This is a genomic window from Pseudomonas sp. FP603 (assembly GCF_030687415.1).
Taxonomy (GTDB): domain Bacteria; phylum Pseudomonadota; class Gammaproteobacteria; order Pseudomonadales; family Pseudomonadaceae; genus Aquipseudomonas; species Aquipseudomonas wuhanensis.
On record NZ_CP117431.1, the window covers coordinates 29471 to 50858 of the forward strand.

Consider the following 21388-nt stretch of genomic DNA (forward strand, 5'->3'; position numbering starts at 1 on the left):
CTCCCGCTCGGTTGCGCAGCAGCCGCCAATCCGGACAACTCGGTGAGACAGATAAACCGTGTTCGCCGAAATGGGAGCGCTACGCACTCCAGCGGGAGCAAGCTCCCTCGCCACAGAGAACCGTTACAACTTGGCTTTGACCGCCGGCAGAGCATCCTTGCCATCCACAGTCTTCACACCATCGAGCCATTTATCCAGCACCACCGGGTTGGCCTTGATCCACGCCTTGGCCGCCTCGGTATTGCTGATTTTCTTGTTCACCACCTCGGCCATGATGCTGTTCTCCATTTCCTGGGTAAAACTCAGGTTGGTGAGCAGCTTGCCGACATTCGGACAGGCCTGTGCATAACCTTTGCGGGTCAGTGTATAAACGCTGCCGGTGTCACCGAAGTACTTCTCGCCGCCCTTCAGGTAATGCATTTTCAGTTGCACGTTCATCGGGTGTGGCGTCCAGCCGAGGAAGGTCACGAACTTCTGTTTCTTCACCGCGCGAGACACTTCGGCCAGCATCGCCTGCTCGCTGGATTCGACCAGCTTCCACTGACCCAGGTCGAAGTCGTTCTTCTTGATGATCTCTTGCAGCGAAATGTTCGCCGGGGCACCGGAGCCGATGCCATAGATCTTCTTGTCGAACTTGTCAGCAAACTTATTCAAGTCGTTAAAGTTATGCACACCCGCGTCCCAAACATAGTCCGGGACCGCCAGCGTGAACTCGGTGCCGTCGAGGTTCTTCGCCAGTTGCGTAACGTCGCCATTGGCCACGAACTTGTCGTAGAAGCCTTGCTGCGCCGGCATCCAGTTACCCAGGAAAACGTCCACCTGGCCATCCTTCAGACCGCCAAAGGTGATCGGCACCGCCAGCGTGTCGACCTTGGCCTTGTAGCCCATGCCGTCCAGCAGAAACCCGGTGATGGCGTTGGTTGCAGCGATGTCGCTCCAGCCAGGGTCGGCCATTTTCACCGTCTCGCAGCTTTGCTCGGCGTAGGCCGAGGCGCTGCCCAGAGCCAGAAGCCCGACTGTCAGTACTGTGGATAACCTTTGCATGGACTTCCCCTTAACATTATTGGTTTTGGCAGGGTTGTGGATAGCGTGCTTTACGTTCCAGATCGTCGAGGTCGATGTGGTTGCGCATGTACTGCTGACTGGCGTCTACCAGCGGCTGGTGATCCCAGCTCTTCAGTTTGCCGATGGTCAGGGCCTCGGCAACGAAACGTCGGCGTCGCTGACTGGCGAGCACCTGTTGGTGGATCGCCGGGATATCCCATTTGCCCCGCGCTTCGGCGAGAAACGCCTCGAAAAGTTGCCGATGTTGCGGCGATTGGCTGAGCTCTTCCTGTTCCTTCGGGTCGTTTTGTACATCGAAGAGTAGGCAAGGGTCGTCTTCGCTGTAGATGAATTTGTAGGCGCCACGGCGAATCATCATCAACGGGCTGATGGTGCCTTCGGCCATGTACTCACCGAAAACTTCATCGTGACCGCCCTGCCCTTGCAGGTGCGAAACCAGCGAGCGGCCGTCCAGCGGCAGACCTGGTTCCAGTGAGCCGCCGGCCAATTCCACAAAGGTCGGCAGCAGGTCGGCGGTGGACACCGCCGCGCTGACCCGCCCGGCCCCGAATTGCCCTGGTGCACTGATCAGCAGCGGTACACGGGCAGCCATTTCGTACCAGTGCATTTTGTACCAGAGGCCGCGCTCGCCGAGCATGTCGCCGTGGTCACCGGAGAATACGATGATGGTGTCATCGATCAGCCCGGTTTCTTCGAGTGTTTGCAGAAGTTTGCCGACGTTACTGTCGATATAGCTGCACGCACCGAAATAGGCGCGGCGCGCGTCGCGAATCTTATCCACAGGCAGCGGCTTGTCCCACAGGTCATAGACCTTGAGTAAACGCTGGGAGTGAGGATCGAGTTCTTTCTGTGCGGGTGTCTCGGGTAAAGGGATGTCGGCCTCGTCGTACAGATCCCAAAAAGCCTTGGGAATCGTGTACGGATCGTGTGGGTGAGTCATCGACACGGTCAGGCAGAATGGCTGATCGCCGTCCTCGCGGATGTGATCGAACAGGTATTGCTGGGCCTTGAACACCACCTCTTCGTCGAAATCCAGTTGATTGGTGCGCACGCACGGCCCAGCTTGCAGCACCGACGACATGTTGTGATACCAGGTTGGGCGCACATCCGGCTCATCCCAGTTCACCGACCAACCGTAATCGGCCGGATAGATGTCGCTGGTCAGGCGTTCTTCATAGCCGTGCAACTGGTCCGGGCCACAGAAGTGCATCTTGCCCGACAGCGCGGTGCGGTAACCGAGGCGCCGCAGGTAGTGGGCATAAGTCGGAACGTCGGCAGGGAAATCGGCCGCGTTGTCGTAGGCGCCGATCTTGCTCGGTAACTGGCCACTGACCAGGGTGAAACGCGACGGCGCGCAAAGAGGGCTATTGCAATAAGCGGCGTCGAACACCACGCCTTCGGCGGCCAGGCGGCTGAGATTCGGCAGTTTGATAGGCGAAGGGCCGTAGAACGGCAACATTGGCGCGGCCATTTGATCGGCCATGATGAAAAGAATATTTTTGCGCTTCATGTGATCGCGGCATTCCATAGTGGATATTTATGCGAGAGTGCTGTGATCGAGCATGGAGTCCATACTCTTTGTGGTAAAGCCCATGCCAGGCAATGACTAGGATAAGCACAGCTTATGTATGACGCCCTCGGTGATTTGTCCCTGGACCTGCTGCGTGCCTTTGAAGCCGCGGCCCGGCAACGCAGTTTCACCGCGGCCGCGGTGGAGCTCGGCACCACGCAACCGGCCATCAGCCAGCAGATAAAGCGATTGGAAGAGCAGCTCGCTACACGGTTGTTCGACCGCATTTATCGCGGTATCGAACTGACCGAGGCTGGCGCCATTCTGTTCGAGCAAGTTCAGCTCGGTTTGCAGAACATCGATGCAGGATTGAGCGCAATCAGCGCTCAGCAACAGCACGAAGTGTTGCAGGTGGCCACCGATTTCGCCTTCGCTGCGTACTGGCTGATGCCGCGTCTGCACCGCTTCCATACCGCCAACCCTCACGTGGATGTCAGCCTGGTCACCAGTGAGCGCAGCCACAACATGCTGCGCACCGATATCGATGTGGCGGTGCTATTCGGCGATGGCCGATTCAAGCAAGGCGAGAGCCATTGGCTGTTCAGCGAAGAAGTGTTTCCTGTGTGCAGCCCGCTGCTATTGAAAGACCGTCCCCTGCCCTTGCCGGCTCAGGCCTTGCTGGAGTTTCCGTTGTTGCACCTGAGAGGCGAACACAGCAGTAACTGGTTCGACTGGAGCGGCGTGTTTCGCGAGCTGGGGATCACGTCGGCGCCAGCCCCGGGACAACTGCGCTTCGACAATTACACCTTGCTGATTCAGGCGGCGATTGGCGGTCAGGGCGTCGCAATCGGTTGGCGGCACCTTGTGGATAACTTGCTGGCGCAAGGTCTGTTGTGTCGCCCGATTGCCGACACGGTGATTTCCAGGCTGGGCTATTACGTGGTCCTGCCCCAGCGCAAACGACGTGGGGTGTTGATTCAGCTGTTTGTGGATTGGTTGATGGCGGAACAGGCCAGCAGTGCGCAATCGCTCAATGGTCTTCCTTTGCCTTCGATTGCGGTGTAAACGGGTGCGGACGATCTTTACTATTCCGAAGTCCCGACAAAACTCACATGCTCACCCACATGCAGGTTCAGGTGCAGCTCATCGGCAATCCCCACCGCTACCCTGTTCAGCCGTTCCAGCGCTGCGGCCAAGCCAGGTTCCAGGCTACTGCTGACGTGACTGAAATGCTCGATGGTCAGCCCGGGCACGCGGCGTGGTGCATTCACCAAGGTCCAGTGCAACGAGCTGCTTTGCAGAGCCTCGCGGATTTCTTCGGCGGCGTGGCGTTGCAACGGGTCTTCTATTTCCGGATCGTCCAGCACCTCGAAATCGCCCACCACAAACAGCCGGGCAATGCCTGCGGCCTGCATGCCGTCGATCAGTGCATCCACCGCCAGCACCTCCTCGACCGGGCCGGGCACGATGGATTTTTCGATGTGTTCACTGTTCATCGGCAGCCCTGGTGCATCGAGCAGGCAGATCACCGCCGAACTGCCGGCCACGCTCTGCTTGACCCGCTTGGCATCGAACAGGTCACCAGTCTTGGTGCGTAAACCCGGGCGCGGCGCGAGCGCGTTCAGGTCATCGAGAATCGCGATCACTTCATGCTGGCGCCGCAGCATTTCAGCCATCAGCGCACTGCCCAAGCTACTCATGGCACCATAAAGCACTACCTTCACCACCGGGGTTTCGGCATTTTTCATGGCCGTGCTCCGTACTTCCTGCCTATATAGCGTAAGACCTGCTGGGAACGGTGTGGGTTCGACGAGGTTTAAAGGGGTTTCAGATGCAACAGATCAAGGGCTACCACGCCCATGTCTATTTCGATGCCAGCACCCTGCCGCAGGCCCGGGCCCTGTGTGAGCAGGCAGCGCAATTGTTTCCGCTGAAGATGGGGCGCATGCACGAACGCCCGGTTGGCCCGCATCCAGACTGGAGCTGCCAATTGGCTTTCGAGCCGCAACATCTCGGCGCGGTGTTGCCGTGGCTGGCGCTCAACCGTAAGGGATTGGTGATATTCCTGCACCCGGACACGGGCGACGATCTGCTCGACCACACCGAACATGCGATCTGGATGGGCGCGATCCGGCCGCTGAACCTGTCTGTTTTCTGATCAGAGTTGTTCTTGGGCCTCACCGGGCAAGTGCTCGTCCAGATGCAGCCAAGGCAAACGACTGTCGGTCCAGATATGCCGCTCGGCCGGTGCTTGCTCGGGATGGTCAAGGGTGGCGATGGTCACGTCGATGCTCTCGGGGCTGAGCTTCGTCACTAGCGCCAGTTGCGCCCCACAGTTTGGGCAGAAATATCGCACGCAAGTAGACGAAGACTCGTACCGCGACGGCGTACCCGCCATCCATTCAAATGCTGAGGCGGGCACGGTGATCCAGGTGGTCACGATTCCACCGCTGACCCGTCGGCAAATCGAGCAATGGCAGTGGGCGATGTCGTGCAATGGCCCGCTGAATTGATAGCGCATTTGTCCGCAGTGGCAGCCGCCGGTGTGAAGTTCGCCCATGTCTTTTGCTCCTGACCCCGTGTTTACGGCCTTTCAACCGGGCCGACGACCGGTTGTTCATTCGGTCAATGCTTTCACTCGCGAAAGCTGGCTGAAAGCTTCCCCGATTAGGATCGCCCTCACTGCCGGCAACAGACCGGTTGGCCAATGCGAGTGTTTTATCGCCCGCCCGGTCCATTAAACAACAACAATGGTGATTCTGATGTCCGCTACTACCCGCCTCTTCGCTGTCACTCCGCCCGTACGTCTCGTGCTTCCCGTTCTGCGCTGACCTCATCCGGTTCGCCCATTTACTAGCCGCGCTACGCCTGGAGTATTCCTATGCTGACTTTCCTTGGCTTCGCCATGGTCATCACGTTCATGTTCCTGATCATGACCAAGCGCCTGTCCGCGCTGATCGCTCTGATCATCATCCCGATCATCTTCGCCCTGTTCGGCGGCTTCTCGCCGAAGATCGGCCCGATGATGCTCGAAGGCATCACCAAGCTCGCGCCGACCGGCGTGATGCTGATGTTCGCCATTCTCTACTTCGCCCTGATGATCGACTCCGGCCTGTTCGACCCGGCCGTGCGCAAGATCCTCAAACTGGTCAAGGGCGACCCGTTGAAAGTTTCGGTCGGCACCGCCGTACTGGCGCTCGTCGTTTCCCTTGATGGTGACGGCGCGACCACTTATATGATCTGCGTGGCCGCCATGCTGCCGCTCTACAGCCGCATCGGCATGAGCCCGCGGATCATGGCCGGTCTGATCATCCTCGCCGGTGGCGTGATGAACATGACCCCTTGGGGTGGCCCGACGGCTCGTGCGGCCAGTGCGCTGCATGTCGACCCGTCCGACATCTTTGTGCCAATGATTCCGGCGATGCTGGCCGGCGTGGTAGCGATTCTGGCGATTGCCTACTTCTACGGTAAACGCGAGCGTGCGCGTCTGGGTGAATTGCATCTGGTCGGTGATGAAATCGACCACAGTGAAATCAGCGTTTCGCAGTTCCCTGACGCCCGTCGTCCGAAGCTGATCTGGTTCAACGGTGCGCTGACCCTGGCGCTGATGGGCACCCTGATCGCTGGCCTGTTGCCTCTGCCGGTATTGTTCATGGTGGCGTTCAGTATCGCGATGATCGTCAACTACCCGTGCCTGCAACAACAGAAGGACCGCGTTGCGGCCCACGCCGGTAGCGTGCTGGCAGTGGTCGGTTTGATCTTTGCCGCGGGTATCTTCACCGGTATCCTGACGGGCACCGGCATGGTCGATGCCATGTCGAAAAGCCTGCTGGCGGTCATCCCGGATTTCCTCGGGCCGTACCTGGCCGTGATCACCGCGCTGGTGAGCATGCCGTTCACGTTCTTCATGTCGAACGATGCATTTTATTACGGCGTGTTACCGGTACTTGCCGAAGCCGCCAGTCATTACGGTATAACCGCGGTGGAAATGGCACGTGCCTCGATCGTCGGTCAGCCCGTCCACTTGCTGAGCCCGCTTGTTCCATCGACCTATCTGTTGGTGGCCCTGGCCGGTATCGAATTCGGTGACCATCAGCGGTTCACCTTGAAGTGGGCAGTGCTGGTTTGCCTGTGCATACTGGTCGCTGCGTTGCTGATGGGGATTTTTCCGCTGTTCAGCACTCTATAAGCCCAAGACTCACCATGAGGGGTCCAGGCTTTGTTTGAAGCCTGGGCCCTTCGTGGTTTAAACACTCGCTCAAAGGAATACACATGGAATGGCTGACCAACCCTGAAATCTGGGTTGCCTTCTTCACCCTGACCGCCCTGGAGATCGTCCTGGGCATCGACAACATCATCATGATCTCGATCCTGGTCAGCCGCATGCCCAAGCACATGCAGGCGCGCACCCGAATTTTCGGCCTGGCGCTGGCCATGATCACGCGGATCCTGTTGCTGCTGTCGATCACCTGGGTCATGCGCCTCACCGCAGACCTGTTCGTATTGTTCGGCCAGGGTATTTCCGGGCGTGACCTGATCCTGTTCTTCGGTGGTCTGTTCCTGTTGTGGAAGAGCTCGCAAGAGATGTACCACGCGCTGGAAGGTGAAGATGAAGCCAACGACGAGCCGAGCGGCAAGGGTGGCAACTTCCTCTACACCATCATTCAGATCGCGATCATCGACATCGTGTTCTCGCTGGACTCGGTGATCACCGCGGTGGGTATGGTGTCCCATGTACCGGTCATGGTCGCGGCGATTGTCGTTGCGGTGCTCGTGATGATGTGGGCTTCTGGCACTATCAGCGAGTTCATCGACAAACACCCGTCGCTGAAGATGCTGGCGCTGTCGTTCCTGTTGCTGGTGGGTACCGTTCTGATTGCCGAATCGCTCGACGTGCATTTGCCAAAAGGCTACGTCTACTTCGCCATGGCGTTCTCGTTGGCGGTGGAAGCGATCAACATCAAGATGCGCACCGCCATGGCGAGAAAGCGCAAACAGCAGGATCCAGTGAAACTGCGCAAGGATGTTCCGGGCCAATAACCCGAATCTGCGCACTGGCTCATGTCAGCCAGTGCGCAAAACCTGTGGGAGCGAGCCTGCTCGCGATGACGGTCTGTCAGTCAACATCAATGTTGAATGTGACGGCCTCATCGCGAGCAGGCTCGCTCCCACATTTTTGCGCAGTGGCTACCCAGGCGGATCGAGGTTATCCAGCACTCGATTCACCGCCAACTCCCCTAGCATGATGATCTGCTGAATCGCCAACACGGTATTGCGATGTGGGCCTTCCATTAGTGCGGCGAAATCACTGGCCAGGACGCTGGCCGATGCCAAAGATTCACAGGCGTGCGCGAGCAGGGTTTCGTTATCAACCTTGGGGTCGATGAAGAAGATTGTGCTGGGTTTGCGCAGGGAGGCCGGATCGGTGTCCGGTGGGTTGGGTGTTACCTTGAACATAGATAGAACTCCAGTACTGGTTACGTGGAGCCATCACACTCGCTACCAAACGAAGGGTGGCGGCCATACACAGGTTGGTAGACCGGAGTACTGGAACCGGCGTCCCCGAAGGGACCCTGCGCATGGCCACCATAAAGCTGCGACCTAAGAAAGCGTCCGCAAAATGTGGCTATGCGCCAGGACTCCGGGCTACCAAACCCGATCACTGTTTTCAGCGACTGGGAAACGATAGAGGCCAGGGTCAAGGCGCACAAGCCGGCGGATTCTGGCGTAACCGTAGGCAATGGCGCAAGGCGTTGTAGCCCCTGAGAAGTAACTCTGAATGTCATTAAACATGCGTCGCAGAGTGCGTGAATTACACCAGCGCGGTTGAAGGATTATCCGACAGTTATTTCCAAAGGTTGACGCACAGTACTCGGCTGGGTAGCGTCCCCCGCTCGCATCAAACGACAATGACAAGGAATGCATATGTCTGGAAAACCGGCTGCACGCCTCACGGATCCCACTACTTGCCCGCTTCCCGGGCATGGCACCAATCCCATCGCCAGCGGCTCACCCGATGTCTTTTTCGACGGTCTTGCTGCTGCGCGGGCCAGCGACAAATGCACCTGCGGTCAGGCCCTCAGTGGCGGATTCTCTTCAACGGTCTTCATCAACGGCCTGAACGCCATGACCCTCGATAGCACCGCCAGCCATGGTGGCGTGGTGATCGGCGGCTCTGGCAGCGTTATCATCGGCAGCACTCACACGCCCGCGCCCTTCATCCCACCCTTGCCAATCATTGGCCAGCCCTTGGTCGAATTCAAAGCCGTCAGCGCCGGCGATGGTGAACCGATTGCCGAGCAAGGGTACGAAATCGAAACCGCTGAAGGACGAATCGTCAAAGGCCAGACCAACGCTCAGGGCATGACTCAGAGTGTCGTTACCAGACAATCGGAGCGTTTCTTTCAGCAGCAATCCGCTCGCCAATCTCGCGGATAAAAATCAAAGGATGGAGTTCGTCCTACGGGCCGCAGCACAATTCAACAATCTGCTAAAGAATCCAACCACTAAAAGTCAGCTAAAAAACTCCATTACAGATATCGCAAATGGAAATGGAGTACGTCAGTGATCGGTTCAAGGCAACGCTGGCTGATTTTGTTTTTTTTTACTCTTCTGGTGGCAGGTAGCTTGGTGTATTCCCGTTGGAGTACCAAAACCTTATCCGTCTACATAGGAAAGCCATACGAACAGGTCATCAAAGACTCGACATTCCCGGTCGAAGGCAACACGGCGATTTATCCTGGTGATCCTAACGACGCTAAAGACCCTCCTCATCCGAGTTCTACATGGATCACCAGTTCGACCGTTATAGAGTTTGATGATCCTGCTTACGGGTTCAAACTCCCTCCTACGGTCTTTGGCGCGGTTACCTATGGAAGCCTGAAGGTCGCAACCCTGACCACGTCGCCCATGTCAGAAACAATGTCATTTGGAAAGGCAGTGGAACGGTTGGAGGGGTTGCAGAACACCCTTAAAAACCAAGGATGGGAGCTTCAGCCCGAAGAGAAGAACGATTGGTTCAGACTCGACTCTGTTGCAGACCGTGAACAACTACAGGCAAAGCTTTTCGATCAGGCTGACGGCATCGATCTGTACGTGCCGGGGAAATACAGTTTGCTGCTTCTGATTAAGTGTTATGCACGCTGCGATGAACGTGATCCGGCGACGGCGAAATACCTGATCGATATCAGCGTGGGTTCGGATCACAGCGGAAAATGAAGAGTCGCACCAACGTTCTCCGCATACATTGGCAGTGGGCAGCGTCTATTGCATTGCGGTCCATCAACAAGCTGTTTCTGTGACAGTTTTGTTTCAATCGCCTCTTTAGCTATGCGATGCTGGCGCCCAGACCGTTAGCCAACTACAGCTTAAGTACAGAACGTAGAAAAACGCGCGGCACCGTCGACTTGCCCCACTGGGGCGCTACCACCACAGGGGGCCTGTATGCTCACCCTGCTCAATTTGTTATCGGCCGTGACCCTTTTGATCTGGGGCACGCACATCGTCCGAACCGGCATCCTGCGGGTTTATGGTTCCAACTTGCGCCACGTCATCGCCCATAACATGTCCAGGCGCTGGCTGGCGTTTCTCGCCGGGATCATGGTGACCGCCATGGTTCAGAGCAGCAATGCCACCGCCATGCTCGTGACTTCGTTTGTCGGTCAGGGCCTGATGGCGCTGACCCCGGCCCTGGCGACGATGCTCGGTGCCGACGTCGGTACCGCACTGATGGCGCGGGTACTGACCCTCGACCTGTCGTGGCTGTCGCCGCTGCTGATTTTCCTCGGGGTCATTTTCTTCCTGTCACGCAAGCAGACCCGGGTCGGGCAGATGGGCCGGGTCAGCATTGGTCTGGGGCTGATCATTCTGGCGCTGCAATTGATCGTCGAGGCCGCCGCGCCGATCACTCAGGCGCAAGGGGTGAAGGTCATCTTTGCCTCGCTGACCGGCGATATTTTGCTCGATGCCCTGGTCGGCGCGCTGTTCGCGATGGTTTCCTATTCCAGCCTGGCTGCCGTCCTGCTGACCGCGACCCTCGCTGGTGCCGGCGTGATCAGTCTGCCAGTGGCCATCGGCCTGGTGATCGGCGCCAACATCGGCAGCGGCATTCTCGCTTTCCTCAGCACCAGCATGCAGAACGCTGCCGGCCGTCAGGTGGCGCTCGGTAGCCTGTTGTACAAACTGATCGGCCTGCTGCTGATCATTCCGGTGCTCGATCCGCTGGTGCGCTGGATCGACAGCTTCGATTTCAGTGCTCAGGAAATGGTCATCGGCTTTCACTTGCTCTACAACACCGCGCGCTGCCTGATCCTGTTGCCCAGCGTCGGGCCGATGGCCAGGCTTTGTGCGTGGTTACTGCCAGAGCGGCCGGACATCAATGGCACGGCCAAACCGCGGCATCTTGATCCAACCGCATTGGTCACCCCGAGTCTGGCGCTGGCCAATGCTGCCCGGGAAACCCTGCGCATCGGTGATCTGGTCGACAGCATGCTCGAGGCCATGCTCGCCGTGCTGCGCGGCAAACAAACCGCTGTCACCCAGGAAATCCGTCGCCTGACCGATGATGTCGAAGCGCTCTACAGCGCCATCAAACTCTACCTGGCGCAAATGCCCCGCGAAGACCTCAGCGAACAGGACAGCCGGCGCTGGGCGGAGACCATCGAGTTGGCGATCAATCTGAAACTCGCCAGCGATGTGATCGAACGCATGCTGCGCAAGGTTCAGCAGCAGAAAACCTCGCAACGGCGGTCGTTTTCCGAGGTCGGTCTGGAGGAGTTGGCGGGGCTGCACAGTCAGCTGATTTCCAACCTGCGTCTGGGGTTGTCGGTGTTTCTCAGTTCCGACCCGGAAAGTGCCCGCCAGTTACTACGTGAGAAACGTCGCTTTCGCGCACAGGAACGCCGCCTGGCCCACGCTCATGTCAGCCGTTTAAACCGTAAGATCGTGCAAAGTATCGAGACCAGTTCGCTGCATCTGGAACTGATTGCTGACATGAGACGCTTGAATTCACTGTTCTGCAGCAGCGCCTACGCGGTGTTGGGCACTTCGGACACCGGCGCTCTGGCGGTCGACGATATGACTGACATCACTCATTCACCCTGAACGTCCACAGTTGCCTGGAGTCTGTTGAACTTACGCTGGCCGTACGGAAACTTGTTATGCGTTGTCTGCTGTTCGCTTGCCTGCTACTTGGTTCACTGCCTTCAATTGCCCTGGATCGCTTTCAGGTCGAGGGCTACACGTTGCGCAACGGTCTGCAATTGGTCCTCAAACCGGGCACCGAGCGCGGGCATGTGGCGATCCGGTTGGTGGTTGGCGTAGGCCTGGATGATTTCAGCTGCGCCGACAAGGAACTGCCGCATCTGCTCGAACACTTGCTGTTCAGTGGCATCGACGCCACCGGCGAAGGCGGTCTGGAAGAACGCATGCAGGCCTTGGGCGGTGAGTGGAATGCCTACACCAGCAATGCCGACACGACCTTCGTCATCGAAGCCCCGGCGAAAAACCAGCGCAAGGTCCTCGACCTGTTGTTGGCGCTGCTGACCCAGACCCGTATCGATGACAATGCCATCAACGTCGCCAAGCAAGTGGTCGAGCGCGAAGACGGTGGTCATTACTCGCATCTGCAACGCTGGCTGGATCGCCAGGATCTGGGCCATACCGCGAGTAATCAGTTGGCGGTGGAGCTGGGCCTCAAATGCCCCGAGCGTGCACAAGTCGATCACCTGACCCGCGAGCAATTGGAGAAGGTGCGCAAGGACTGGTACGCGCCCAATAACATGACCCTGATCGTGGTCGGCGACCTCGACCGCCTGCTGCCGGCCTATCTGGAACGGGCCTATGGCGCACTCGAAGCGGTTGAGCCTAGCGCTCACCTGCCGCTGCCAGACATTCAGGCCAGCGCGGCCCACGAGCGCAATCTGAGTAACGGTTTCGTCGGTGGCGGTGCCAAGTTGCATTGGCTGGTGCCGGAACCGGTACTGGAAGACCAGCATGACGAAACCTTCGACCTGCTCAAGGACTATCTCGATTGGGCGCTCTATCGCCAATTGCGTCTGGCCCATGGATTGTCCTACGGGCCTTCGGCCGAGCGTGAGGTGTTTGGTGGTGTGGGCTTCATGAGCCTGAACGCCGACCTTGATCGTGATGACGTGCTGGCAGCGGAACAGGTGCTGGATGAACTTAAAGCCGATCTGCTCAAGAACGGCCTCGACGCCGCCACCTTCGCCCGTCTCAAGCAAGCCGCCATCGCTCGCCAAGCCTGGGCCGTGCAAGGCAACAGCGCCCTGGCGGACTATTACTGGAGCGCCCTCGGCGACTACGAGGACGGACAATTCGTCAACCCGGCCAAGGCACTGCAAGGCGTGACGCTGGCCGAGGCGAACAAGGCGATACGTGAGTTGCTATTGCAGCCGGGGTATTTGCGGATCGAGAAGCCGCTGATGAGTTATGACCAGGTGATGTGGTCGATTGTCGGGGGATTTGGATTGATGGTGCTTGGAGTATTGGGTTGGCGCGTTCACCGCAGAAAGTAATGACTTCCCTGTGGCGAGGGAGCTTGCTCCCGCTGGGCCGCGCAGCGGCCCCAATCCCGGCGATCACGGTTTTTCAGACATACCGCATGCTCAGGCTTTGCGACTGCTGCGCAGCCGAGCGGGAGCAAGCTCCCTCGCCACAGGGTTTTTGGGTTCGATCAAAGTGACCGCAAGCCTCGCCACACCGCCTCTCGGGCGGTACCCTGTCGAGGTTTTCCCCTCGACTATTGTGAATCGCCGAATGCCGAATCTGACCCTGTACGTACAGCGCATCCTCGAATTGATGAAGCGCTATCCCGGGGTCATTGCGCTTGGCGGTTTCATTTCAGGGGTCGGCAGCTTCATGTTGGTGGATCGCCAACAAGGTCTGGCGACGTGGATCACCACCATCATGCTGGTCAGCTGGGTCTGGCTGATGCTGGAAAACAGCCTCACCAAGCTGTTCGCCAGGGTCTTCAAGCGCGAAATACCCCAGCCCCTGCTGCGTTACGCAACGCAGATGATCCATCAGGAAAGCCTGTTCTTCGTCCTGCCGTTCTTTTTAATCACCACTACCTGGAACAGCGGCCAGTTGTTCTTCACGGGATTACTGAGCATGGCGGCGCTGATTTCGATCATCGACCCGCTCTACTACAAATGGCTGGCACCGCGCCGCTGGGCGTTCCTGGCGCTGCACACCCTGACCCTGTTCGCGGCCCTGCTGACCGCCCTGCCCGTCATCCTGCACCTGACCACCGCCCAGAGCTTCAAGCTGGCGCTGGGCATTGCCATGTTGCTGTCATTCCCGAGCCTGGCCTCGATCTTCCCGATTCGCACCGTGCGCAATGCGTTGGCGATCCTCAGCATTACCGTCGGCATCGGCGCCGCCGGTTGGGTGCTGCGCTCCTGGGTTCCGCCAGCGACCCTGTGGATGACCGATGTGGCGATCAGTACCCAAATGCAGGATCGAACCCCCGGTAAGAGCCTGGAAGAAGTCAGCGCCGAACAGATTCGCGGAGGTGGGCTGTACGCGTACACCGCGATCAACGCTCCGCGGGGTCTGGCCGAGCGGATTTATCACGTCTGGATGTTCAACGGTAAAGAAGTCGACCGTATCCCGCTGGACATCAACGGGGGGCGCAAGGAAGGCTACCGCGCCTGGACCCACAAGCAGAACTTTCCCGGTAACCCCGCCGGCAAATGGCAGGTCCGGGTGCTCACTGAGGACGGTCAGTTGATTGGCGTGCTGCGCTTCAAGGTCCTGGACAGCACACCCGTCAAAGAAAAGTAACGCGGTTCGTGCTATTAGTCAGATCTGCGTAATAGCCGAACAAGCACGGAGCTTATGACCAGCAGCACAATGCCCGGCAGTGCCCAACTTGATACCTCGCACAGCCCTGCCCTGTTGCGGGTCACGGGTGACTGGACGCTCGCCCATTACGCCAATCTCAGCCACCTGAGCGAAAAGCTCCGTGGCCAATATGACAGCAACATCCACATCGATCTCAATGGCCTCGGCGCGCTCGATACGGCGGGTGCGTCATTGCTGGTGGAGCTGCTGGGGGCCGAGCGTCTGGGCAAGTCTGCCGAACACCCCGATTGCACCCTTTCTGCCGCTGATCGCGCCTTGTTACAGACGGTGTACTGCTCACTGACCGATTTCTGTGTGCCGATCAAGGAGCCGGAAATCAGCGTCGGCATTCAACTGCTGACCCGCATCGGCCGCGCGGTCGACGCGGTCTGGCAGGACACCTTGCAACTGTTGGGTTTCGTCGGCCTGATCCTGGAAACCATCGCTCGCGGACTGTTTCGTCCCAAGCGCTGGCGCCTCACGCCGATGGTCGCCCACATCGAGCAGACCGGTCTGGACGCCGCGCCCATCGTCGCCCTGCTGACCTTTCTGGTGGGGGCTGTGGTGGCGTTTCTCGGGGCGACGGTACTGGCCAGTTTTGGCGCGAGTATTTTCACCGTGGACCTGGTGGCGTTCTCTTTTCTGCGGGAGTTCGGTGTGTTGCTCACGGCGATCCTGATGGCGGGCCGCACCGCCAGTGCGTTCACCGCACAGATCGGTTCGATGAAGGCCAACGAAGAAATCGACGCGATCCGCACTCTCGGCCTCGACCCGATGGAGTTGCTGGTAGTACCCCGCGTCCTGGCGTTGCTGGTGGCGTTGCCGATGTTGACCTTTCTGGCGATGCTGTCAGGGATTATCGGCGGTGGCGTAGTCTGCGCGCTGTCTCTGGATATTTCGCCGGCGATGTTCCTGTCGCTGCTGCAATCGGACATTGGCGTTCAGCACTTCCTGGTCGGGATCGTAAAAGCGCCGATATTTGCGTTCCTGATCGCCGCCATTGGCTGCCTCGAAGGCTTCAAGGTCAGCGGCAGCGCCGAGTCCGTCGGCGCGCACACCACGTCCAGCGTGGTCCAATCAATCTTCGTGGTGATCGTGCTCGACGCCGTGGCTGCATTGTTTTTCATGGAGATGGACTGGTGAGTCGTTTACCCCGAGCGCCTTCAGAGGCGGTGATTGAAGTCCGCGGGCTGTGCAATCGCTTCGGCCGCCAGAGCGTGCACGAGAACCTCGACCTGGACTTGTACAAGGGCGAAATTCTGGCAGTGGTCGGCGGTTCCGGCAGCGGCAAATCGGTGTTGTTGCGCAGCATCGTCGGCTTGCGCCAACCCAGCGAAGGGCTGGTGAAGGTCTTCGGCAAGAACTTGCCGAGTCTGTCGGAACACGAGCGCTCACTGGTCGAACGGCGGTTTGGTGTGTTGTTCCAGAAAGGTGCCTTGTTCTCTTCGCTCACTGTGACCGAGAACGTCGCCCTGCCCCTGATTGAACACGCCGGCCTGAGCCGTGTCGACGCCGAGCACCTGGCGGCGGTGAAACTGGCGTTGGCCGGGCTGCCGTTGTCGGCGGCCGACAAATACCCTGCTTCATTGTCCGGCGGCATGATCAAACGCGCGGCCCTGGCCCGAGCACTGGCGCTGGACCCGGACATCCTGTTTCTCGACGAGCCCACTGCCGGTCTAGACCCGATTGGCGCTGCAGGCTTCGATCAACTGATCCTGACCCTGCGCGATGCCTTGGGCTTGAGTGTGTTTCTGGTGACCCACGACCTCGACACGCTCTACACCATCACCGACCGCGTGGCAGTGCTGGCGCAGAAGAAAGTGCTGGTAGCGGACGCCATCGACAAGGTGTCGGAAACCGATGATGCGTGGATTCATGAATACTTTCATGGCCCTCGCGGCCGCGCGGCCCTGACGGCCGCTAACCAGCTCAACGAGGTCTGACATGGAAACCCGAGCCCATCACGTATTGATCGGCCTGTTCACCGTCATAGTGGTGGCAGGCGCCCTGCTCTTCGGTCTGTGGCTGGCCAAGTCCAGCGTTGATACCGAATTCAAGGATTACGAAATCGTCTTCAACGAGGCGGTCAGCGGCCTGTCCAAGGGCAGCGCGGTGCAGTACAGCGGGATCAAGGTCGGCGACGTGGTGATGCTGCGCCTGGACCCGAACGATCCGCGCCGGGTGTTGGCGCGGATTCGCTTGGGCGCAGACACCCCGATCAAAGACGACACCCAGGCCAAACTGGCGCTGACCGGGATCACCGGGACCTCGATCATCCAGCTCAGCGGCGGCACGCCGCAAAGTCCGACGCTCAAGGGCAAGGATGGCAATTTACCGACAATCGTTGCATCGCCCTCGCCCATTGCCCGGTTGATGAATGACAGCAACGATCTGATGGCGGGCGTGAATGTGTTGATGCACAACGCTAATCAGTTGTTTTCCTCAGAGAACGTCGCGAGCATCAGCAAGACCCTGGAGCACCTGGAGCAAACCACCGGCACCATCGCCGACCAGCGCGGCGACATTCGTCAGGCGATGCAGCAACTGGCTTCGGTTGGCAAGCAGGCCAGCGCCACTCTGGAACAGACCACCGCGTTGATGCGCAACGCCAACGGCCTGCTCAACGATCAGGGCAAGCAGATGTTCGGCAGTGCCGAGCAAGCCATGAAGTCCCTGGAACAGAGCAGCGCAACCATCAACACGTTGCTCTCCGCCAATCAGGATTCCCTCAACAACGGCATGCAGGGCCTCAATGGCCTGGCACCGGCGGTGCGTGAGCTGCGCGATACCTTGAGTTCGTTGCGGACCATTTCCCAGCGGCTTGAGGCCAACCCCAGCGGTTACCTGCTGGGCAGTGACAAAAACAAGGAGTTCACGCCATGAAGCTGGCTCATCTCGCCCTCCTCGCCGGTTTCGCGATGGTCGCGTCCTGTTCGATTTTCCCCAAGACCGAACCGTCCGATGTCTATCGACTGCCGTCGGCACAGAGCGACGCACCGGCACATCACGGCACGCCGCAGCGCTGGTCGTTGCGACTGGCCAAGCCTCAGACCAGCGAAGCCTTGAACAACTCGAAAATCGCCGTAATCCCTCAGGGTGATCTGATCAGCAGCTACAAGGCTTCACGCTGGAGCGATCCGGCACCGGTGCTATTGCGCAATCGTCTGCTTGATGGTTTCCAGCGTGACGGTCGCGTGCCGTTGCTCAGCACCGATGACAGCAATTTCCAGGCGGACCTGGAGCTGGGCGGCAACCTGCAAGCGTTCCAGACCGAGTACCAGGGCACGGCGGCGAGCGTGGTCGTGCGCCTGGATGCGTTGCTGGTGCGTGGGTATGACCAGCGAATTCTCGCCAGCCGACGCTTTGAAGTGCATCAGCCGTTGAGCGATGTGAAGGTGCCGGCGGTTATCGCCGGTTTTGGCCAGGCGAGCGACCAGTTGACGGCACAGGTAGTGGCCTGGACGGTAGAGCAAGGTCAGAAGGTTGCGCCGCCGCTGAGGCCTTGAAGCCACCGTTGAACCCCTGTGGGAGCGGGCTTGCCCGCGATAGCGGTGTGACATTCAACGTCGATGTCGACTGTGCTGACGCCATCGCGGGCAAGCCCGCTCCCACAGGTTTTTTGGTTAGCCAAAGAACCAGTAGCAAACGCCGATAGCCCCCAACACCCCCGCCAACTCCGCCAGCAACGCACACCCCACCGCATGCCGTGCACGCTGAATGCCCACCGCGCCGAAGTACACCGCCAACACATAGAAGGTCGTTTCGGTACTGCCCTGAATCGTCGCCGCCACCAGCGCCGGGAAGCTGTCGACTCCGGAGGTCTTCATGGTTTCGATCAGCATTGCCCGTGCGGCGCTGCCGGAGAAAGGTTTGACCATGGCCGTCGGCAGCGCATCGACAAAGCGCGTGTCCCAACCGGCCCACTCCACCAGATGCCGAATCCCGTCCAGACCGAAATCCAGCGCTCCGGATGCTCGCAGCACACCCACGGCACAGAGCATCGCCACCAAATAGGGCAGCAGGTTCTTGGCGACATCGAAGCCTTCTTTCGCGCCTTCGATGAATGCCTCATAGACCTTCACTTTGCGTAATGCGCCGATCACCAGAAACAGCATGATCAGCCCGAACAGCGTCACGTTGCCGAGGATCGATGACAAGCTCGCCAGAGCGGTCGCCGAGAGCGTCGCCAGCAGCGCCATGAAGCCACCGAGGATCAGGGCACCGGGAATCATGTATGCCAGCACCACCGGGTCCCACAGGCGCAGACGCTGCATGACCGCCACCGACAACAGGCCGACCAGGGTCGAGCAGCTGGTCGCTAGCAGGATCGGCAGGAACACCAGGGTTGGATCGGGCGCGCCTTGCTGGGCGCGGTACATGAAGATCGTCACCGGCAGCAAGGTCAGTGAGGAGGCGTTGAGCACCAGGAAGAGGATCTGCGCGTTGCTGGCGATGGTATCGCTGGGGTTGAGCTCTTGCAGCGCCTTCATGGCTTTGAGGCCGATGGGCGTGGCGGCGTTGTCCAGGCCCAGGCCATTGGCGGCGAAGTTGAGGGTGATCAGGCCGATGGCCGGGTGACCGGCCGGCACTTCCGGCATCAGGCGCAGGAACAAAGGGCCCAGTGCCTTGGCCAGCCACTCGACGATCCCGGCCTTCTCGGCGATCCGCAGAAAGCCCAGCCAGAGCGTCAGGGTGCCGAACAACAGGACCATGACCTCAACCGACAATTTGGCCATGGCGAAAATGCTTTCCACCATCGCCGCCCAGATCCCGGCGTTGCCGCCGATCAGCCATTGCGCCAGCGCCGAAACGGCAGCCACGATGAAGAAGCCAAGCCACAGGCCATTAAGCATCAGTCAAATCCCCCGGAAGTTGCGGCGAATGATAGCGGGGTAGGCAGAAACGACAAACCCCGGATTTCTCCGGGGTTTGTTTGGGGCCCTTGTGGGAGCGGGCTTGCCCGCGATAGCGGTGTGACATTCAGCTTCGATGTCGACTGTGCTGACGCCATCGCGGGCAAGCCCGCTCCTACAGGTTTTTTTGATCAGTTGCTGGAGATCTCGCCAACCGGCAGCTTTTCCTTGCTGCGCCAGTGCGGCAGGGAGTTCCAGTAGCGCTGGCCCTTGGCGTCGTCGTACATGCCTTCCCAACGAGCGATGACCAACACGGCGAGGGCGTTGCCGATCACGTTCAGCGCGGTACGGGCCATGTCCATGATGCGGTCGACACCGGCGATGAACGCCAGGCCTTCCAGTGGAATACCGACGCTGCCCAGAGTAGCCAGCAGTACCACGAAGGACACGCCCGGTACGCCGGCGATGCCTTTGGAGGTGACCATCAGCGTCAGCACCAGCAGCAATTGCTGGCTGATCGACAGGTCGATGCCGTAGAGCTGGGCAATGAAGATCGCCGCGATGCTCTGGTACAGGGTCGAACCGTCGAGGTTGAACGAGTAACCGGTCGGTACCACAAAGCTGCAAATGGCTTTCGGTGCGCCGTAGGCTTCCATCTTCTCGATCACGCGCGGCAGCACGGTTTCGGAACTGGCGGTGGAGTAGGCCAGGACCAGCTCATCCTTGAAGATGCGCATCAGCTTGATCACCGAGAAGCCGAACAGGCGAGCGATCAGGCCCAGCACCACGAAGGCGAAGAAGGCGATGGCGAAGTAAACCAGAACGACCAGTTTGGCCAGCGGCAGCAGAGAGGCGAAGCCGAAGTTGGCCACGGTCACCGCGATCAATGCGAACACGCCGATCGGGGCGTAGTTCATGATCATGTGGGTGACTTTGAACATGCTTTCCGATACGCCCTGGAACATCTTCACCAGCGGCTCGCGCAGGTCCGATTGCAGGCTCGACAGACCGAGACCGAACAAGACGGAGAAGAAGATGATCGGCAGCATCTCGCCGCGGGCCATGGCCGCGAAGATGTTGGACGGGATCAGGTTGAGGATGGTCTGGATGAACGCATGTTCATGCTGAACCTCGGCGGCAGTGGCCTGGTACTTGGAAATATCCACCGTACCCAGGGTGCTCATGTCGATGCCGGTGCCCGGATGGACCACGTTGGCCAACACCAGACCGACCAGAATGGCGATGGTGGTGACGATCTCGAAGTAAATGATGGTCTTCAGACCGATGCGACCGAGTTTCTTCGCGTCGCCCACGCCAGCAATGCCGACGATCAACGAGGAGATCACGATCGGGATCACGATCATTTTGATCAGACGGATAAAGATATCGCCTGCCGGTTGCAGCACGTTGCTGATCCACCAGGCTTTTTCGGCACTGAAATGGTTGAGCAGTGCACCAATTGCTATCCCCAGAACCAGACCGATGAGGATCTGCCAGGCGAGGCTAAGCTTTGCCTTCTTCATATCTTTACCCTTACTTGCGTTTGACTCAGGCTGATGCATGAACTGAAACGCTCAATGGCGAACAAGTCTTGCATCGGCCCCCGTATAAGGTCCCCGCGAGCGAGCATTTACAGCTCTCAGGCAGCGAAAAAGGCGCAACTATTCCGATGCAGGGAAGCGCCGTCTAATGCCGTAAACGCCTACCCTATGCCGAATCGGCATGAGATTTTCTAACTGAAACCCGCGTCCCACCCGGTTTGAATACGACATTCAGGCGGGCATAAGTGCCGTGTGCCGGCCATTTCAGCGCAGGTCGATGTTTTTTAAATAGGCAGAAATTTGGGAAAAGGCCTACGTTTGGCTGCGAATTATCTTCTCGAGGACGTCGGAGCTTTCTCGATATACGGTCACGAAGAAACACCGCGAAACGGTTTTGCGGGGAATATGCGGCAAGAACAGATGAGCAGAGTGCTCTAGATCAACGTTTTGCACGTTGAAGCTCTCCGCAAGTTCGTCGAACCCTTCCGGGCCAGGCGAACTTGCGGCGCGCTTTACCTGACCTGGCCCGTGAGCAGGTACTCCCTGTACCCGTA

20 protein-coding genes are annotated in these 21388 nt (G+C 59.0%); 13 read left to right on the forward strand and 7 right to left on the reverse strand.

The features are described 5' to 3' along the window. Positions 1 to 123: 123 nt before the first annotated feature. Positions 124 to 1044 carry a choline ABC transporter substrate-binding protein gene (gene choX / locus PSH65_RS00130; RefSeq protein WP_305424407.1) on the reverse strand — a complete coding sequence of 307 codons (921 nt, stop codon included), beginning with the start codon at positions 1042 to 1044 and terminating at the stop codon, positions 124 to 126. A 16-nt stretch (positions 1045 to 1060) separates the two neighbouring features. After that, on the reverse strand, positions 1061 to 2575 hold the full coding sequence (gene betC / locus PSH65_RS00135) for a choline-sulfatase (protein WP_305424408.1): 1515 nt from the start codon (positions 2573 to 2575) through the stop codon (positions 1061 to 1063). Positions 2576 to 2689: 114 nt separating this feature from the next. Here betC and PSH65_RS00140 point away from each other — a divergent pair, with 114 nt between their 5' ends. Continuing rightward, the gene (locus PSH65_RS00140) at positions 2690 to 3640 is read left to right on the forward strand and encodes a LysR family transcriptional regulator (protein ID WP_305424409.1); all 951 of its coding nucleotides are present in this window, start codon (positions 2690 to 2692) and stop codon (positions 3638 to 3640) included. Positions 3641 to 3660: 20 nt separating this feature from the next. Here PSH65_RS00140 and PSH65_RS00145 read toward each other — a convergent pair whose 3' ends face one another. Next, complete coding sequence (locus tag PSH65_RS00145) at positions 3661 to 4323, reverse strand: NAD(P)-dependent oxidoreductase (protein ID WP_305424410.1); 663 nt, start codon at positions 4321 to 4323, stop codon at positions 3661 to 3663. 83 nt (positions 4324 to 4406) lie between these two features. Here PSH65_RS00145 and PSH65_RS00150 point away from each other — a divergent pair, with 83 nt between their 5' ends. Then, a complete protein-coding gene (locus PSH65_RS00150; protein WP_305424411.1) occupies positions 4407 to 4733 on the forward strand; it encodes a DOPA 4,5-dioxygenase family protein in 327 nt (108 codons plus the stop codon). On the opposite strand, the gene PSH65_RS00155 is transcribed toward PSH65_RS00150, so the two are convergent. Beyond that, a complete protein-coding gene (locus tag PSH65_RS00155) occupies positions 4734 to 5135 on the reverse strand; it encodes a GFA family protein (RefSeq protein ID WP_305424412.1) in 402 nt (133 codons plus the stop codon). A gap of 321 nt (positions 5136 to 5456) precedes the next feature. Here PSH65_RS00155 and PSH65_RS00160 point away from each other — a divergent pair, with 321 nt between their 5' ends. Together PSH65_RS00160 and PSH65_RS00165 are read left to right on the forward strand one after the other, a co-directional pair. Beyond that, positions 5457 to 6764, forward strand: coding sequence for a CitMHS family transporter (locus PSH65_RS00160; RefSeq protein WP_007902913.1), 1308 nt, complete (start codon positions 5457 to 5459; stop codon positions 6762 to 6764). Between the two features lie 83 nt (positions 6765 to 6847). After that, positions 6848 to 7615, forward strand: coding sequence for a TerC family protein (locus tag PSH65_RS00165; RefSeq protein WP_305424413.1), 768 nt, complete (start codon positions 6848 to 6850; stop codon positions 7613 to 7615). 147 nt (positions 7616 to 7762) lie between these two features. On the opposite strand, the gene PSH65_RS00170 is transcribed toward PSH65_RS00165, so the two are convergent. Continuing rightward, positions 7763 to 8032 carry a DUF6124 family protein gene (locus PSH65_RS00170; RefSeq protein ID WP_305424414.1) on the reverse strand — a complete coding sequence of 90 codons (270 nt, stop codon included), beginning with the start codon at positions 8030 to 8032 and terminating at the stop codon, positions 7763 to 7765. Between the two features lie 468 nt (positions 8033 to 8500). Between PSH65_RS00170 and PSH65_RS00175 the strand changes: the two genes are divergently transcribed. The 9 genes from PSH65_RS00175 to PSH65_RS00215 all read left to right on the forward strand — a co-directional run bounded on the left by PSH65_RS00175 (position 8501) and on the right by PSH65_RS00215 (position 17946). Further along, complete coding sequence (locus PSH65_RS00175) at positions 8501 to 9013, forward strand: PAAR domain-containing protein (RefSeq protein ID WP_305424415.1); 513 nt, start codon at positions 8501 to 8503, stop codon at positions 9011 to 9013. A gap of 126 nt (positions 9014 to 9139) precedes the next feature. Then, positions 9140 to 9793, forward strand: coding sequence for a hypothetical protein (locus PSH65_RS00180; protein ID WP_305424416.1), 654 nt, complete (start codon positions 9140 to 9142; stop codon positions 9791 to 9793). 225 nt (positions 9794 to 10018) lie between these two features. Beyond that, positions 10019 to 11677 carry a Na/Pi cotransporter family protein gene (locus tag PSH65_RS00185; RefSeq protein ID WP_305424417.1) on the forward strand — a complete coding sequence of 553 codons (1659 nt, stop codon included), beginning with the start codon at positions 10019 to 10021 and terminating at the stop codon, positions 11675 to 11677. Positions 11678 to 11733: 56 nt separating this feature from the next. Next, on the forward strand, positions 11734 to 13110 hold the full coding sequence (locus PSH65_RS00190) for a pitrilysin family protein (RefSeq protein ID WP_305424418.1): 1377 nt from the start codon (positions 11734 to 11736) through the stop codon (positions 13108 to 13110). Between the two features lie 241 nt (positions 13111 to 13351). Continuing rightward, positions 13352 to 14380: a DUF5924 family protein gene (locus tag PSH65_RS00195; protein WP_305424419.1), complete on the forward strand. Its 1029-nt coding sequence runs from the start codon at positions 13352 to 13354 to the stop codon at positions 14378 to 14380. A 54-nt stretch (positions 14381 to 14434) separates the two neighbouring features. Further along, positions 14435 to 15583, forward strand: coding sequence for an ABC transporter permease (locus tag PSH65_RS00200; RefSeq protein WP_305424420.1), 1149 nt, complete (start codon positions 14435 to 14437; stop codon positions 15581 to 15583). Further along, a complete protein-coding gene (locus tag PSH65_RS00205) occupies positions 15580 to 16383 on the forward strand; it encodes an ABC transporter ATP-binding protein (RefSeq protein ID WP_305424421.1) in 804 nt (267 codons plus the stop codon). Before PSH65_RS00200 ends, PSH65_RS00205 begins: the two co-directional genes overlap by 4 nt. Before the next feature lies 1 nt (position 16384). Continuing rightward, positions 16385 to 17323 carry an MlaD family protein gene (locus PSH65_RS00210; protein ID WP_305424422.1) on the forward strand — a complete coding sequence of 313 codons (939 nt, stop codon included), beginning with the start codon at positions 16385 to 16387 and terminating at the stop codon, positions 17321 to 17323. Further along, a complete protein-coding gene (locus PSH65_RS00215) occupies positions 17320 to 17946 on the forward strand; it encodes an ABC-type transport auxiliary lipoprotein family protein (RefSeq protein WP_305424423.1) in 627 nt (208 codons plus the stop codon). The genes PSH65_RS00210 and PSH65_RS00215 overlap by 4 nt, the downstream gene beginning before the upstream one ends. 117 nt (positions 17947 to 18063) lie before the next feature. Here PSH65_RS00215 and PSH65_RS00220 read toward each other — a convergent pair whose 3' ends face one another. Both PSH65_RS00220 and gltP read right to left on the reverse strand, forming a co-directional pair. Further along, complete coding sequence (locus PSH65_RS00220; RefSeq protein ID WP_305424424.1) at positions 18064 to 19293, reverse strand: nucleoside recognition domain-containing protein; 1230 nt, start codon at positions 19291 to 19293, stop codon at positions 18064 to 18066. A gap of 191 nt (positions 19294 to 19484) precedes the next feature. Next, positions 19485 to 20816: a glutamate/aspartate:proton symporter GltP gene (gene gltP, locus PSH65_RS00225; RefSeq protein ID WP_305424425.1), complete on the reverse strand. Its 1332-nt coding sequence runs from the start codon at positions 20814 to 20816 to the stop codon at positions 19485 to 19487. Positions 20817 to 21388 lie beyond the last annotated feature (572 nt).

What these genes read in the sequence shown, in the direction of transcription:
- PSH65_RS00175 (WP_305424415.1), top strand. Translation starts at nt 8,501, where the DNA reads ATGTCTGGAAAACCGGCTGCACGCCTCACGGATCCCACTACTTGCCCG.
- PSH65_RS00145 (WP_305424410.1), bottom strand. Translation starts at nt 4,323, where the DNA reads ATGAAAAATGCCGAAACCCCGGTGGTGAAGGTAGTGCTTTATGGTGCC.
- PSH65_RS00160 (WP_007902913.1), top strand. Translation starts at nt 5,457, where the DNA reads ATGCTGACTTTCCTTGGCTTCGCCATGGTCATCACGTTCATGTTCCTG.
- PSH65_RS00190 (WP_305424418.1), top strand. Translation starts at nt 11,734, where the DNA reads ATGCGTTGTCTGCTGTTCGCTTGCCTGCTACTTGGTTCACTGCCTTCA.
- PSH65_RS00215 (WP_305424423.1), top strand. Translation starts at nt 17,320, where the DNA reads ATGAAGCTGGCTCATCTCGCCCTCCTCGCCGGTTTCGCGATGGTCGCG.
- PSH65_RS00220 (WP_305424424.1), bottom strand. Translation starts at nt 19,293, where the DNA reads ATGCTTAATGGCCTGTGGCTTGGCTTCTTCATCGTGGCTGCCGTTTCG.
- gltP (WP_305424425.1), bottom strand. Translation starts at nt 20,816, where the DNA reads ATGAAGAAGGCAAAGCTTAGCCTCGCCTGGCAGATCCTCATCGGTCTG.
- PSH65_RS00195 (WP_305424419.1), top strand. Translation starts at nt 13,352, where the DNA reads ATGCCGAATCTGACCCTGTACGTACAGCGCATCCTCGAATTGATGAAG.
- PSH65_RS00165 (WP_305424413.1), top strand. Translation starts at nt 6,848, where the DNA reads ATGGAATGGCTGACCAACCCTGAAATCTGGGTTGCCTTCTTCACCCTG.
- betC (WP_305424408.1), bottom strand. Translation starts at nt 2,575, where the DNA reads ATGAAGCGCAAAAATATTCTTTTCATCATGGCCGATCAAATGGCCGCG.
- PSH65_RS00140 (WP_305424409.1), top strand. Translation starts at nt 2,690, where the DNA reads ATGTATGACGCCCTCGGTGATTTGTCCCTGGACCTGCTGCGTGCCTTT.
- PSH65_RS00210 (WP_305424422.1), top strand. Translation starts at nt 16,385, where the DNA reads ATGGAAACCCGAGCCCATCACGTATTGATCGGCCTGTTCACCGTCATA.
- PSH65_RS00150 (WP_305424411.1), top strand. Translation starts at nt 4,407, where the DNA reads ATGCAACAGATCAAGGGCTACCACGCCCATGTCTATTTCGATGCCAGC.
- choX (WP_305424407.1), bottom strand. Translation starts at nt 1,044, where the DNA reads ATGCAAAGGTTATCCACAGTACTGACAGTCGGGCTTCTGGCTCTGGGC.
- PSH65_RS00200 (WP_305424420.1), top strand. Translation starts at nt 14,435, where the DNA reads ATGACCAGCAGCACAATGCCCGGCAGTGCCCAACTTGATACCTCGCAC.
- PSH65_RS00155 (WP_305424412.1), bottom strand. Translation starts at nt 5,135, where the DNA reads ATGGGCGAACTTCACACCGGCGGCTGCCACTGCGGACAAATGCGCTAT.
- PSH65_RS00170 (WP_305424414.1), bottom strand. Translation starts at nt 8,032, where the DNA reads ATGTTCAAGGTAACACCCAACCCACCGGACACCGATCCGGCCTCCCTG.
- PSH65_RS00185 (WP_305424417.1), top strand. Translation starts at nt 10,019, where the DNA reads ATGCTCACCCTGCTCAATTTGTTATCGGCCGTGACCCTTTTGATCTGG.